The organism is Paenibacillus sp. MCAF9 (assembly GCF_052114265.1).
Classification (GTDB): Bacteria; Bacillota; Bacilli; order Paenibacillales; family Paenibacillaceae; genus Pristimantibacillus.
Genome location: NZ_JBFREL010000012.1, coordinates 115,759 through 127,593 on the forward strand (window position 1 = coordinate 115,759; position 11,835 = coordinate 127,593).

Consider the following 11,835-nt stretch of genomic DNA (forward strand, 5'->3'; position numbering starts at 1 on the left):
AGCTTTTGCAGCCGTATAACCCTTTTTCAGCGGTTTGATGAATTGGCAGAAAGTTCGTACTATTAAATAACATCAATTAAATACGAATAAGAAGGATTGTGAACATTTATTATGGGTATAGGACTTAATCTGCTATTAGTTGCTTTACTAATTGTGTTAACCGCTTTTTTCGTAGCTACTGAATTTGCAATCATTAAGCTTCGTTCCAGCCGTGTCGACCAGTTAGTCGTTGAAGGCAAGAAAAACGCAATTGCCGTTCAACGTGTTGTAAGCAATTTGGATGGTTACCTATCTGCCTGTCAGCTTGGCATTACAATTACAGCGCTCGGACTTGGTTGGTTAGGAGAACCTACCGTTGAAAAACTGCTTCTCCCTCTATTCGAGCAATGGAATCTAAACAGTAATTTGAGTCACATTTTGTCATTTCTAATCGCCTTTCTATTCATCACATTTATCCATGTGGTGGTTGGTGAGCTTGCTCCTAAGAGCATTGCCATCCAGAAGGCAGAGCTTGTCAGCTTCGCTGTTGTAAAACCGATTATTTTTTTCTACAAAGTCATGTACCCTTTTATCTGGGTCTTGAATGGATCTGCCAATGCGTTGGTTCGTTTATTTGGCTTAAAGCCGGCGAAGGAGCATGAGAATGCCCATTCCGAAGAAGAAATTCAAATTATTTTAACAGACAGCTTAGAGAGCGGTAAAATCAACAATACGGAATATGGCTACGTAAATCGGATCTTTGCTTTTGATGAAATTTTAGCTAAAGAAATTATGGTTCCGCGTACAGATATGATCGTCTTATATAAGAACAATTCGCTGCAAGAAAACATGGATATCATTCGCAAGGAACAGTATACCCGCTTCCCTGTTGCCGGCGACAGCAAAGACCATATCGTCGGGATGATCAACACGAAGCAATTGTTTCTTCAATATCAAGTAAACAAAGAAATTGATTTGCAAACACTTATACAGCCTGTCATGTCCGTATCCGAGGTGATGCCTGTCAAGACATTGCTAAAACGGATGCAGCAGGAGCGTGTGCACTTTGCGATCGTCGTAGATGAATATGGCGGCACTTCCGGCCTTGTAACGATTGAGGATATTTTGGAGGAAATTGTCGGCGACATCAGAGATGAATTTGATGCCGATGAACGCAAAGATATTGAGATGCTGTCGGATACCTCTTATATGCTGGATGGCAAGGTATCGCTTACTGAGCTGGGCGACCTCATAGGAGCTGAGCTTGAGCATGAAGAGGTCGATACGGTCGGCGGCTGGCTGTACAGTGAAATGGAAGAAGCTAAGCCAGGTAAACAATTTGGCTTTCATAATTTGACCTTTACCGTTCGTGAAGTAAGCAAACATCGCATCAATAAAGTTGAGCTGACGATTGGTCCACCCATTCGACTGCTCAAACCAGAGGTAGGTTAAAACAAAGAGGAAGGCGCACTTGGCGCCTTCCTTTTTTCTTTTTTTACGCATGCTGAACTGGATTCAGGACATTCTAATAAAAAATGTTCAAGAAAGGAACTTATAATGCTTATCAACATTATATTTGGGTTCTTTGTTCCTTGGATTGCCGGTATATATTTGGGCATAAAAAGCCCCAAAACCTTGCTTCTTATTTTCCCTATCGGAGCGGTCTCCTCTTTAGTCATTAACTCAATTGGTTTTCAATTAAAGTTTTGGGATTTCACGCCTCTTATCCCCAATGACGAGTCCGTTTCCGCTTTGCCTCTTGATATCGGTCTTTACCCGCTGCTAGCATGCTTTATGATCTGGTTGATCAATACACGCCCCGTATTAACCGTGCTAATCTTGTTCTTGTTCATACTGGGCACTACACTGCTTGAGTTTATGGCTCTAATCTTTGGCAAAGTAACCTACGGCAACGGCTGGAATATAGGGTATACCTTTTTATCCTACCTGCTGGCTTTCGGTATTGTATTTATATATTTCAAGCTGCTTAAGCGAAATCGGTTATTATAGCACGTTTTCGCCTTTCTTATCTTCTTCATAGAGAATGGAGCGGCTTCTAAACCATTCGAATAAATGAATCACAACGACCTTAATGACCGCATAACCAGGTACCGCAAGTACAATCCCTGCAAGACCAAACAAGTTGCCTGCTGTCAAAATAACAAAAATAATGGTAATCGGATGAATATGCAGCGTTTTGCCCATGATTTGCGGCGAGATGAACTTGCCTTCGATTAATTGAACAATCGTCCATATAACCACCATCTTCAGGAGCATGACAGGCGAAGTCACCATAGCGACAATTAAAGCTGGTGTAATCGCAATGGCAGGTCCTAGATACGGAATAACGCTTGTGCACGCAGCTACCAGCGCAAGCACAAGCGAGTACTCAAGGCCGATAATTAAGTAACCGATATATAATAGCAGCCCAATACAGAAGCTCACTATAATTTGACCTCGAATATAGCTGCTGACTTGTCCGTTCATCTCTGCCATAATTCGTTTCGTGTGCGGCTGAAGCTTGTTAGGCAGGACACTAACGATCGTTTCCGGCAGCTTTTTCCCGTCTTTTAGCAAATAGAACAAAATAAACGGAAGCGTCAATATCGCAAGAATAACCTCTTTAAGTGCTCCCACAAAGGAACCCACGCTAGTTAACGTTCCATTCAAAATGGACGTGGCTTGCTCTGTAATATTGGACGTCAGCTTCTCCGGATTTAAATTAAACCACTCTTGTACTTGAATAAATCCAGCGCTATCCATAAACTGCTCAAATTTAACCCGCAATTGCTCGCCATATTTAGGGAAGCTGTTCACGAAGCTCACGGCTTGCCCATTTAATAATGGAATGACGATGACCAGCAAAATTGTAATCAGTCCTGCTCCAACCAGAAACAGCATAATAATAGAATATATCCGTTTGACTCCCTTTCGTTCTAAGAAGTCGACGACTGGATTAAGTAAGTAATAAGCTATTCCCGCCAATATGACCGGCAGCAGCAAGGTCTTGAGCAGCACAGTTAAAGGCGTGAAAATGTATGAAATTTTCGTCAGTACCATAATGTTCAGTCCAACAAGCAACAAAACAAGCAGAAATAATACGAATTTATTGTTCAAAATAAATCGCTTAAACCGCTCCGTTCCAGTTTTGCTATTTTCCATGGTTATGCTCCCTCTTTTCTTCTCATACAGGTGATCATTTTGGTTTATTGTAGCATTTCTTTAAATATAAACGCGAATGGCACCGATTCTGCATTTACTTGCAACGACTCGCTTGCTCTTCGCGTATTATGACTTATGCGTACTACGATTCTAGGAGGGATTTCATTGTCCATATTTAAACGACTGCGTGATCTAACTTTATCGAATGTATATGCTCTAATTGAGAAAGCGGAAGACCCTGTTAAGTTGACCGATCAATATATTCGCGACATGCAAGAGGATCTAGCCGATGCCGAGAAAGCAGTCGCAGCACAAATTGCCATTGAGAAAAAATTCAAGCAGCTTTATGAAGAGCAAGCACAGCTGATAGAGAAGCGCAGTGAGCAAGCACAGCTGGCAGCACAAGCGCAAAACATTGAGCTCGCTCGTCGTGCCTTGGAAGAGAAGAAAACAGCCGAACAAAAATCAACGGAGTACAAAACGAGCTTCGATCAGAATAAATTGCTCGCAGACAATCTACGCGGCAAGTTGGATGAGATGCGCCAGCAGCTCACTGAGCTTAAAAACAAACGTGAGACACTCGTCGCTCGTTACAACGCAGCCAAGGCACAAACGGAAATCAATAAAGCAATGTCTGGCTTCGGAACCGATTCTGCTGCTTCAGGCATGAAGCGTATGGAAGAGAAGATGCTGCAAATGGAAGCGCAAGCTGAAGCCAGCAACGAATTGAGCGCCAAAGGAAAATCGCTTGATGCTGAGTTTGAGAAGCTCGGCAAGGATAAAGCGGTCGATGATGAGCTTGCCGCCTTGATGAAGCAATACGAGAAACAGTAATAGCTTAGTCACTTCATAAATATTATCTAGTGTGGCCGCTTATGTTACGAATCGGAGGACCGGTTTTAACGGAAGCGGTCTTTTTTATAAATTGGACCATTGGAGGAACTGACGATGTCTTGGATTGACCTTATTCGAATTCCAATTTGGACAGGTGCTGGAGCTATTTTGTTAATCATCATCATGTTTTTAGACTCGCGTTTTACGAAGTACAATGATTTGCAGGAAATTAAAAAAGGAAATACCGCGGTAACGACTCGCTTCGTACTCAAATTATTTGCTCAAGCGTACATATTGTCCCAATCCATCAGTAAATCAAGTGAAATGTGGGAAGCTCTACTCATCTCGCTCATCTCCTTCGTGTTGCTGCTCATACTAGAGTTGATCGTAGAGAAAATCGTCATCGCTATCAGCGGTATGAAGCTGGAGCAAGGTATTCATGAGGGTAAAGTCAATTACGCATTATTTGCAGGCTCTCTGCATGTTGCAGGTGCACTAATTATCGGGTCTATCTAATTATTCAGAAGGAGTATATACGATGAGCTTGTTCAAACGGATCAAAAACCTGATTGCTGCTTCTCCGCCGCCCATTGCTGAGAAGAGCATAATGACATTGTCACCTGGCGATGCTTGTGAGGTTTCCTTAATAACCTATAACGTCACAGGCAGAACTCATAATCGTGCACGCAACGCGATTGTCCTCACGCTTCAGGATGGCATAACTATTCGTTATTTAACGATAGAGGAGCGAGAAAGAACCGTATTCGCGCTTTATGACCCTATAGACGGACGCTTGGAGTCGATTGACGAGGTGCCTACCATTTTGGAGCTGGATGAACGTACGTATCATATGGAGGAGCAATTCTCCGGTTTAATTACGGCGGCCGGCAAAACGCCATACATGCAGGGAGGCGAACAGTCTGTATGGCAATATCAATCGGATGATATGAAGCTGCTTCGTATCGAATGGCAAAACGGGCGCTTCATGCTCTATGAAGGAGAAAGCGTGCTGCCTGCAGATGTTCGCGTGCTGCGCGGCGGCTAGGAGGATAACGATGAACAACTGGTGGCATCAATCTTTGAAATACCTGCTTCTGCTTAGCTTTATCATCCCGCTTCTCACAGCATGCACCATTTCAGATACGGTTAAGGAGCAGTACCCGTTAGAATCAGTCAACGGCTCTGGCAATCAAACCTCTTACGTCTATCGTGCCGCAAATCGTTCCGTTCCTGATGTCGCTTCAGACTTTAACGAGCAGCGTAAACCGAAGCAGCAGAGCGAGACAAGTACTGAGCGGATGTTTCTCGTCTATTCCGATGAAGTCATCGATTTGCAGCAGGCTCCTGATGCACCGGAAGATACACTAATCGAAATTAACTCAACGGAATATGTACGTCAGAATTATAGCTTAAGCTTTCTCCAAGCCTATTTAATCGCGAGTGTTCTTGATGATCTGTTTGATAAGGGCAAATACGGCAGCGGCAAATACCGAGGTTATTCGTCAAAGGATACATACAAGCCTAAGACAACGTACCGCATACCTACTGTTGATGATAAGAAGCTTGCACCGCCAGTTACCGTTAATCGTACCGGCTCGGTCATGAGACGCTCCAAAGAGGCGGGTGTTTCCTCCTCCTCCAAAGAAAGCACGAATAAAATTACGACAAAGCCAGCGACCAAAGGCAAGATTGTGAAAGACAATAAGCAAAAGAATAGCACAAGCAAAGTATTCACCAAGCCGCGAACGTCTAAACCTTCCATTAAAGTTGGCAAAAGCAGAATTTCAAGGCGACGCTGAAGCTAATAGTGGCCGCTTGGACAGAGAAATATAAGATAACAGCAGCAAATGATCTGCTTTCTAAGATTTCAAAATAAGGGCAGTATCCTCTACTTGGGTACTGCTCTTTTATTATGCTTGACTGAAATCTCCTTTATCGCTTATTGTGAATATAAAATAAAATAATTCATAAAATCATAAAAAGAAAAGAGAATCCATATGCCCAAAAAATTCAGTGAGCAAGAGAAACAATGGATTAGCAAAAAGCTGTTCGAAGAGGGCAAACGCTGCTTCGAAGCTGCTGGTCTTCGCAAAACAAGCATTGAAGATTTAACGAAAGCTTGCGGCATTGCACAAGGCTCCTTCTATATGTTTTTCAATTCGAAGGAGGAGCTCTTTTATCACATTCTGCTTGAAGAGGAGGCTTTAATTCGCAATCGTCTGCTTGCTTCGTTAAATCGGAGTGAACTCGTAACCAAAGAGAGTATTCATCAATTTCTTATTGAATCCTTCCGTCTATTAGGCGAAAGCCCTTTGGTTCGTCAAATGTATTTGGAAGGTGAATTTGCTCAGCTTGTACGCAAGCTGCCTCCAGAGCTCTTGGAACATAATTTCTCGGATGATGCAGATGCCTTAATGCCAATTATTCACCATTGGCAGGCAGCTGGCATTCTCGCTCATACAAAGCCTGAGCTTATCGTCAGTATGATTAGAGCGCTTGTCCTTCTTACCTTGCATAAGCAAGAAATCGGGCCAGGCATTTATTCCGATACCATTTCATTTATGCTTGATATTGTTGCGGAAGGTATGTATGCAAAGCGTGATTTAGGAGGCGAAATTATCAAATGATCGAAGTGAACCAACTTGAGTACAGGTATCCCGGTACAACAAATACGATTCTGCACGGCCTTACCTTTTCAATCGCGCCGGGAGAAGTATTTGGTTTTCTCGGTCCATCAGGTGCTGGAAAGAGCACCACGCAAAAAATATTAATCGGTGCACTCAAAGGTTACGCAGGCAGTGTGCGCGTTTTGGATCATGAAATCAAGAGCACTGGTCCCGACTACTATGAACAAATCGGCGTTGCTTTTGAATTCCCCAACTTCTACAGCAAGTTTACAGTCCTTGAAAACTTAAAATTGTTTCGTTCTCTTTATGCAGGCGTTACCTTGGACCCTATGCAGCTCCTCTCCCAGGTCGGGCTGCAGGATGCAGCGAATATGAAGGTTTCGCAGCTATCCAAAGGCATGAAGATGAGGTTGAATTTTTGTCGTGCATTGCTGCATCAGCCAAATATTTTGTTTCTCGACGAACCGACCTCCGGCCTTGATCCCGTAAATGCAAAGCGGATGAAAGAGTTGATTTTGGAGAGGAAAGCTGCAGGCACTACCATCGTCATCACAACGCATAACATGCAAGCAGCCGAGGAGCTTTGCGACCGTGTTGCTTTTATTGTCGATGGTCAGATTAAGCTTATTGATTCTCCTAGAGAGCTAAGACTGCGACATGGCCAAAACAGTGTTCGAATTGAATATTTAAAGCAGCATGAGCGGATAACCGAACATTTTTCTATGGATGGGCTTGCGGGGAATCAGCAATTTATGAACCTTATACGTCATGAAAAAATCGAAACGATTCACTCCTTAGAAGCAACTCTTGAACAAATATTTATTGATGTGACAGGCAGGGCTTTAGTATGAGAATATGGATGACCGTATGTCATGATCTTCGTTTCCAGTGGCGCCATAAATTTTACCTGATCTACATGCTCGTCTGCACAATATATCTCCTATTGCTCCACTCTATTCCCACAGACTACAAAACAACCGTTGCTCTATTGCTTACCTTCTCTGATCCAAGTGCGTTAGGGTTAATTCTAGCCGGCGGCATTGTCTTGCTTGAGAAGGACCAAGGCATTCATGACAATCTGTTCGTAACACCGCTTCGTGTAACCGAATATTTGCTCGCCAAAGCCTCTTCTCTTGCCTTGCTCTCGATTTCATCTGCCTGGGCTATACATCTATTTTCCATTGGTGTACCCGCTTCACCCTTTCATTTCACAATTGGCATCCTGCTTACATCCAGCTTTTTCACCTTGTTATCCATTGGCGTAGTTGTACGCTCGCAATCGGTAAACGGTTTTATTCTACGCTCACAGCTCTATGCTCTGCCGTTTGCGCTTCCTCTACTCGGCTTCTTTCACATAGGCAATCCATATTTATACATGATCATCCCTACGGAAGGGACCCTCTTGTTGTTAAAATCGATGATCAAACAGCCCACTGTCGCAGAAACGATGTATGCCATTTTCATTTTACTATTGGGCAACACACTCGTTTTCTTATGGGCTAAACGGTCATTTCAGCAGGTCATTCTTATGAAAATAGGAAAGAGGAATTCATGATGATACTGAAAATTAAAGCTTTTATGAAAAATGATGCGAGGCAAATTAGGATGGATCCTATGCTTATGGCCAGTTTATTTGGTCCCCTAGCCATTATCGTGGTTGCACGTTATGTCTTCCCTCCATTATCCGATTGGATACAGGAGCAGTACGGCTTTTTATTGATGGATTATTCCAATTTCGCGGTAACGTTCCTTATGCTTGTCATACCGCTGCTTCCAGGGACAATGGCTGGGCTTCTAATGCTCGATGAACGGGATGAAAATATGATTGCTTATTATGCGATTACCCCTTTCACACGCAAAGGCTATTTTTTGTATCGATTACTGCTGCCATGCGCTCTTGCAATAAGCTTAGCCAGTTTATTTATCCTATTATCGGGCATGGCAAAGATTCAAATCGAAAGTTTGTATACCATCGTATTGCTAACCCTAGAGGCTCCATGTTTGGCTTTGTTTCTAGCGACTTTTGCTTCTAATAAGGTCGAAGGCTTAGCCTTGTCCAAAATAAGCGGTTTACTTTTTGCAGGGCCTATTATTGCTGCCTTCACCCCCTTGCCGTGGCAATATTTAGGTGCATGGATTCCAAGCTACTGGCCTGCCAAAAGCTATTTATTAGGCATAGCAGGCGAGCCTTCAGCTGCTTTAGGGGTATTTGGCATCGGGCTCGCCTATCATCTTATTTTATTAATAACCATGTTTCATTCCTTTTTGAAACGGATCGATTAGAAAGGTATGCTGGCCTTTGCTGGCAATTATCCCTGTTCCTCTTTAGAGGCGTCCTTCAAATCATCCTGTATGCTTTTATTCCATAGCGGTACGCCTGAACGATAGGCCGCTCTTCCATTCAAATGTCCGGCTACCGGTCCAGTGATGAATACGAACACAATACCTAATAGCAGCTTGGCGCTCGTATGCTCCAAATAAATCATAAAGTATAGGAAAGCGGCTACCAAAATGAACAACACCCCAAGCGTCGCGCTTTTGGTTGCCGCATGTGATCGTAAATAAACGTCAGGAAGCCGAATTAAGCCAAAAGCGCTTAGAGCACCAATTAATGCACCAAACAAAACCATCAGCCCAATAATCAGCTCTCCTGCTTTACTTATCATCTCCATGTTCAAAGACGACACCCCTTTCAATATATCTTGCAAAAGCGGTTGTCCCAATAAAGGTCAATATGCCGATCAATAATATGATATCGAAATAATTTTGTGTTTTTAACAGCATGCAAATGACTGCAATCATCGATAATAAAATGACACCAATCGTATCCAAAGCAGCGATCCGATCCGTTATGGATGGACCTTTGAGCAGCCGGTACATACAACCCAAAATAGCTAGTGACAGTATAACTAATGATGCAATAAGCAAAGTGGACAGCATTACCGAGTCACCTCCATAATCGCTTTTTCAAAAGAATCCTTGATTTGCTGTGAGAGCAGCTCCGCATCATCCATATCCATCGCATGAATATATAATGTTCGGCCATCCTTGGATACGTCGAGCGTCAGCGTCCCTGGTGTCAAACAGATTAGGCAGGACAACACTGTGATTTCCCAATCTGTTTTGAGCTCGGTTTGCAGAGCAAAAATTCCTGGACGTATGGCGAGCTTAGGACGAACGATTAGTCCAATCACAACGAAGCTGGATACAAACAATTCTTTTATGAACAGGACAAGCAGCTTAAGGATTGCCCATACTCTCCTCATATAAAAGTCATGCGGCCAAAAGCGGCTGAGCAGCCCTATAAATAAAATACCGATGATGTAACCTACGATGAACCGCGGAGCCGACCAGTCATTGTGAAGAAACATCCATACGATAGAAATGATTAAGTTTAATAAGATTTGCAAAGCCATCTCATCTACTCCTTTAATACGGCATCGATATACTGCGCCGGATTGATAAGCGTATGCCCTGCTTCAGAAACGTATTGGTACACCCACTCTGAGCCGATGCCCATCGCAACGACGATCACGCATAACCCTGCTGCAGAAACGATAAATCCTTTATTAACGGCAGGCAGCGATTCGGCGTTTTTCATCTCTGCACCCCAGAAAGCCGCCATAAATATTTTGATCAAGGAATAGAGCACGATGAAGCTTGATGCTAGCGACACAGCTGTAAGCCAGAAATATTTTTCCTGAAAGCCGCCCATAATGATCAGCAGTTTTCCGGTGAATCCACTAAGTGGAGGAATGCCTGCAATGGCTAACGCTGTGATAAAAAACATCCAGCCCATAAACGGATAACGCTTGATCAAGCCTCCCATTTCCTTTAAACTCCCCGTACCAGCAATATACATCAGCATTCCTCCAATGATAAAAAGGAGTGCCTTGGCAACCATATCGTGCAGCAAATAGAAAACGACTCCATCTAGCGCTTCCTTTGAGCTCACTGCTAACCCAAAAGCTAGAAAACCAACGCTGATGATGACATTGTAGTTCAAAATACGGCCAATATCGGAATAAGCGGCTGCCCCGAAAGCGCCTAAAACCATCGTTGCAGCGGCCATCCAAGCCATCCAATGATGCGTAATCGCAGGTTCATGATAAAAGATAAGCGTAAATGTCCGTATGAGAGCATATAAGCCTACTTTCGTGAGCAGCGCTCCAAACAAAGCGGATACCGCTGCTGGAGGCGCACTATAAGAGCCGGGCAGCCAGAAAAATAGGAACAGTCCCGCCTTTAAAGAAAATACGATCATGAACAGTATCGCTATGACGTTCAAGACGCCGCTCTGACCTACTTCAGCTATGCGCTGTGATAAATCCGCCATATTCAAAGTACCTACAACTCCGTACAAATAGGCGACTGCTGCTACAAATAGTGTTGAGGATAAAATATTAATTAAAATATATTTCAACGTTTCGCGGAGCTGCTTCTTCGTCCCTCCAAGCACGATAAGCGCATAGGAGGAAATAAGCATAACCTCGAAGCAAACAAATAAATTAAACAAATCTCCCGTAAGAAACGATCCGCTCACACCGACGAGCAGAAACTGATAAAACGGATAAAAATAATATTTTTCTCTCTCCTTGCCGATCGTACCGAATGCAAAGAACAAACAGAAGGTGCCGACAATCGAAGTAGCCAGAACAAGCAATGCGGCAAGCATATCCCCAACGAACACAATACCATACGGCGGCAGCCAGCCTCCCATGTGGAGCGTTTGAATGCCCTCCGTTTTTACTTGATAAATAAGGACAATAGCTGCAGCCAGATTAAAAAGCATACCAACCGCACTTATCCAGCGCTGCAAGGTCACACTATTTTTAAAAAATAAAAGAATAACTGCCGTACACAAAGGAATGAGAAGCGGGAATACAAGCAGGTTATTCATCGTCATTCCCCCTTAACTGCTCCATATCATCAGTACCCAGCTTCTGATAAGCCTTATAAGCGAGTACAAAGAAAAACGAAGTTACGCCAAAGCTGATAACGATAGAAGTAAGAATCAGAGCCTGCGGCAGCGGATCAACATACGTTTCCGCCTTTTCGCCAAGCAGCGGCGCAGCTCCTGTTTTCAGCTTTGACATCGTAAGCAGCAGCAAATGAACGCCATGGGTAAGGATAGAGGTTCCCAAAATGATACGCAGCAGGCTTTTGGACAAGATCAGATACACCCCGACTGTAAAAATAACACCGATTGCGAGTGACATATACAATTCCATAG

General features: G+C 43.4%; 16 protein-coding genes. 10 read left to right on the forward strand and 6 right to left on the reverse strand.

What is annotated here, in order from left to right:
• Positions 1-111: 111 nt before the first annotated feature.
• Both AB4Z45_RS19405 and AB4Z45_RS19410 read left to right on the forward strand, forming a co-directional pair.
• Positions 112-1,431 carry a hemolysin family protein gene (locus tag AB4Z45_RS19405; protein ID WP_441910957.1) on the forward strand — a complete coding sequence of 440 codons (1,320 nt, stop codon included), beginning with the start codon at positions 112-114 and terminating at the stop codon, positions 1,429-1,431.
• A 105-nt stretch (positions 1,432-1,536) separates the two neighbouring features.
• Positions 1,537-1,989: a CBO0543 family protein gene (locus AB4Z45_RS19410; protein WP_441910959.1), complete on the forward strand. Its 453-nt coding sequence runs from the start codon at positions 1,537-1,539 to the stop codon at positions 1,987-1,989.
• On the opposite strand, the gene AB4Z45_RS19415 is transcribed toward AB4Z45_RS19410, so the two are convergent.
• A complete protein-coding gene (locus tag AB4Z45_RS19415; RefSeq protein WP_441910960.1) occupies positions 1,984-3,141 on the reverse strand; it encodes an AI-2E family transporter in 1,158 nt (385 codons plus the stop codon). The two genes, AB4Z45_RS19410 and AB4Z45_RS19415, sit on opposite strands and share 6 nt — an antisense overlap.
• 165 nt (positions 3,142-3,306) lie before the next feature.
• Between AB4Z45_RS19415 and AB4Z45_RS19420 the strand changes: the two genes are divergently transcribed.
• The 8 genes from AB4Z45_RS19420 (at position 3,307) to AB4Z45_RS19455 (ending at position 8,885) form a co-directional block, all read left to right on the forward strand.
• A complete protein-coding gene (locus tag AB4Z45_RS19420; RefSeq protein ID WP_441910961.1) occupies positions 3,307-3,975 on the forward strand; it encodes a PspA/IM30 family protein in 669 nt (222 codons plus the stop codon).
• 114 nt (positions 3,976-4,089) lie between these two features.
• Entirely contained in the window at positions 4,090-4,491 is a 402-nt protein-coding gene (locus tag AB4Z45_RS19425) for a DUF350 domain-containing protein (RefSeq protein WP_441910963.1), read from the forward strand.
• A gap of 22 nt (positions 4,492-4,513) precedes the next feature.
• A complete protein-coding gene (locus AB4Z45_RS19430; RefSeq protein WP_441910964.1) occupies positions 4,514-5,020 on the forward strand; it encodes a DUF4178 domain-containing protein in 507 nt (168 codons plus the stop codon).
• 10 nt (positions 5,021-5,030) lie between these two features.
• A complete protein-coding gene (locus AB4Z45_RS19435) occupies positions 5,031-5,774 on the forward strand; it encodes a DUF4247 domain-containing protein (RefSeq protein WP_441910966.1) in 744 nt (247 codons plus the stop codon).
• Positions 5,775-5,972: 198 nt separating this feature from the next.
• A complete protein-coding gene (locus AB4Z45_RS19440; protein ID WP_441910968.1) occupies positions 5,973-6,602 on the forward strand; it encodes a TetR/AcrR family transcriptional regulator in 630 nt (209 codons plus the stop codon).
• Positions 6,599-7,453, forward strand: coding sequence for an ABC transporter ATP-binding protein (locus AB4Z45_RS19445; RefSeq protein WP_441910970.1), 855 nt, complete (start codon positions 6,599-6,601; stop codon positions 7,451-7,453). The genes AB4Z45_RS19440 and AB4Z45_RS19445 overlap by 4 nt, the downstream gene beginning before the upstream one ends.
• On the forward strand, positions 7,450-8,157 hold the full coding sequence (locus AB4Z45_RS19450; RefSeq protein WP_441910972.1) for a fluoroquinolone export ABC transporter permease subunit: 708 nt from the start codon (positions 7,450-7,452) through the stop codon (positions 8,155-8,157). Before AB4Z45_RS19445 ends, AB4Z45_RS19450 begins: the two co-directional genes overlap by 4 nt.
• A complete protein-coding gene (locus tag AB4Z45_RS19455) occupies positions 8,154-8,885 on the forward strand; it encodes a hypothetical protein (protein ID WP_441910974.1) in 732 nt (243 codons plus the stop codon). Before AB4Z45_RS19450 ends, AB4Z45_RS19455 begins: the two co-directional genes overlap by 4 nt.
• Before the next feature lie 26 nt (positions 8,886-8,911).
• Here AB4Z45_RS19455 and mnhG read toward each other — a convergent pair whose 3' ends face one another.
• Genes mnhG through AB4Z45_RS19480 form a run of 5 tightly spaced genes read right to left on the reverse strand, consistent with a single transcriptional unit; the run spans position 8,912 to position 11,833 of the window.
• Positions 8,912-9,274: a monovalent cation/H(+) antiporter subunit G gene (gene mnhG, locus AB4Z45_RS19460; protein ID WP_076266573.1), complete on the reverse strand. Its 363-nt coding sequence runs from the start codon at positions 9,272-9,274 to the stop codon at positions 8,912-8,914.
• Positions 9,258-9,542 (reverse strand): Na(+)/H(+) antiporter subunit F1, encoded by a 285-nt coding sequence (locus AB4Z45_RS19465; protein ID WP_339205809.1) that lies wholly within the window; start codon positions 9,540-9,542, stop codon positions 9,258-9,260. Before AB4Z45_RS19465 ends, mnhG begins: the two co-directional genes overlap by 17 nt.
• Positions 9,542-10,018, reverse strand: a complete 477-nt coding sequence (locus AB4Z45_RS19470; protein WP_441910976.1) for a Na+/H+ antiporter subunit E — start codon at positions 10,016-10,018, stop codon at positions 9,542-9,544. The genes AB4Z45_RS19465 and AB4Z45_RS19470 overlap by 1 nt, the downstream gene beginning before the upstream one ends.
• 5 nt (positions 10,019-10,023) lie before the next feature.
• On the reverse strand, positions 10,024-11,502 hold the full coding sequence (locus tag AB4Z45_RS19475) for a Na+/H+ antiporter subunit D (protein WP_441910977.1): 1,479 nt from the start codon (positions 11,500-11,502) through the stop codon (positions 10,024-10,026).
• Complete coding sequence (locus AB4Z45_RS19480; RefSeq protein ID WP_054025754.1) at positions 11,495-11,833, reverse strand: Na(+)/H(+) antiporter subunit C; 339 nt, start codon at positions 11,831-11,833, stop codon at positions 11,495-11,497. The genes AB4Z45_RS19475 and AB4Z45_RS19480 overlap by 8 nt, the downstream gene beginning before the upstream one ends.
• Positions 11,834-11,835 lie beyond the last annotated feature (2 nt).

What these genes read in the sequence shown, in the direction of transcription:
- AB4Z45_RS19475 (WP_441910977.1), bottom strand. Translation starts at nt 11,502, where the DNA reads ATGAATAACCTGCTTGTATTCCCGCTTCTCATTCCTTTGTGTACGGCA.
- AB4Z45_RS19480 (WP_054025754.1), bottom strand. Translation starts at nt 11,833, where the DNA reads ATGGAATTGTATATGTCACTCGCAATCGGTGTTATTTTTACAGTCGGG.
- AB4Z45_RS19450 (WP_441910972.1), top strand. Translation starts at nt 7,450, where the DNA reads ATGAGAATATGGATGACCGTATGTCATGATCTTCGTTTCCAGTGGCGC.
- AB4Z45_RS19410 (WP_441910959.1), top strand. Translation starts at nt 1,537, where the DNA reads ATGCTTATCAACATTATATTTGGGTTCTTTGTTCCTTGGATTGCCGGT.
- AB4Z45_RS19440 (WP_441910968.1), top strand. Translation starts at nt 5,973, where the DNA reads ATGCCCAAAAAATTCAGTGAGCAAGAGAAACAATGGATTAGCAAAAAG.
- AB4Z45_RS19415 (WP_441910960.1), bottom strand. Translation starts at nt 3,141, where the DNA reads ATGGAAAATAGCAAAACTGGAACGGAGCGGTTTAAGCGATTTATTTTG.
- AB4Z45_RS19430 (WP_441910964.1), top strand. Translation starts at nt 4,514, where the DNA reads ATGAGCTTGTTCAAACGGATCAAAAACCTGATTGCTGCTTCTCCGCCG.
- AB4Z45_RS19470 (WP_441910976.1), bottom strand. Translation starts at nt 10,018, where the DNA reads ATGGCTTTGCAAATCTTATTAAACTTAATCATTTCTATCGTATGGATG.
- AB4Z45_RS19435 (WP_441910966.1), top strand. Translation starts at nt 5,031, where the DNA reads ATGAACAACTGGTGGCATCAATCTTTGAAATACCTGCTTCTGCTTAGC.
- mnhG (WP_076266573.1), bottom strand. Translation starts at nt 9,274, where the DNA reads ATGGAGATGATAAGTAAAGCAGGAGAGCTGATTATTGGGCTGATGGTT.
- AB4Z45_RS19455 (WP_441910974.1), top strand. Translation starts at nt 8,154, where the DNA reads ATGATGATACTGAAAATTAAAGCTTTTATGAAAAATGATGCGAGGCAA.
- AB4Z45_RS19465 (WP_339205809.1), bottom strand. Translation starts at nt 9,542, where the DNA reads ATGCTGTCCACTTTGCTTATTGCATCATTAGTTATACTGTCACTAGCT.
- AB4Z45_RS19425 (WP_441910963.1), top strand. Translation starts at nt 4,090, where the DNA reads ATGTCTTGGATTGACCTTATTCGAATTCCAATTTGGACAGGTGCTGGA.
- AB4Z45_RS19445 (WP_441910970.1), top strand. Translation starts at nt 6,599, where the DNA reads ATGATCGAAGTGAACCAACTTGAGTACAGGTATCCCGGTACAACAAAT.
- AB4Z45_RS19405 (WP_441910957.1), top strand. Translation starts at nt 112, where the DNA reads ATGGGTATAGGACTTAATCTGCTATTAGTTGCTTTACTAATTGTGTTA.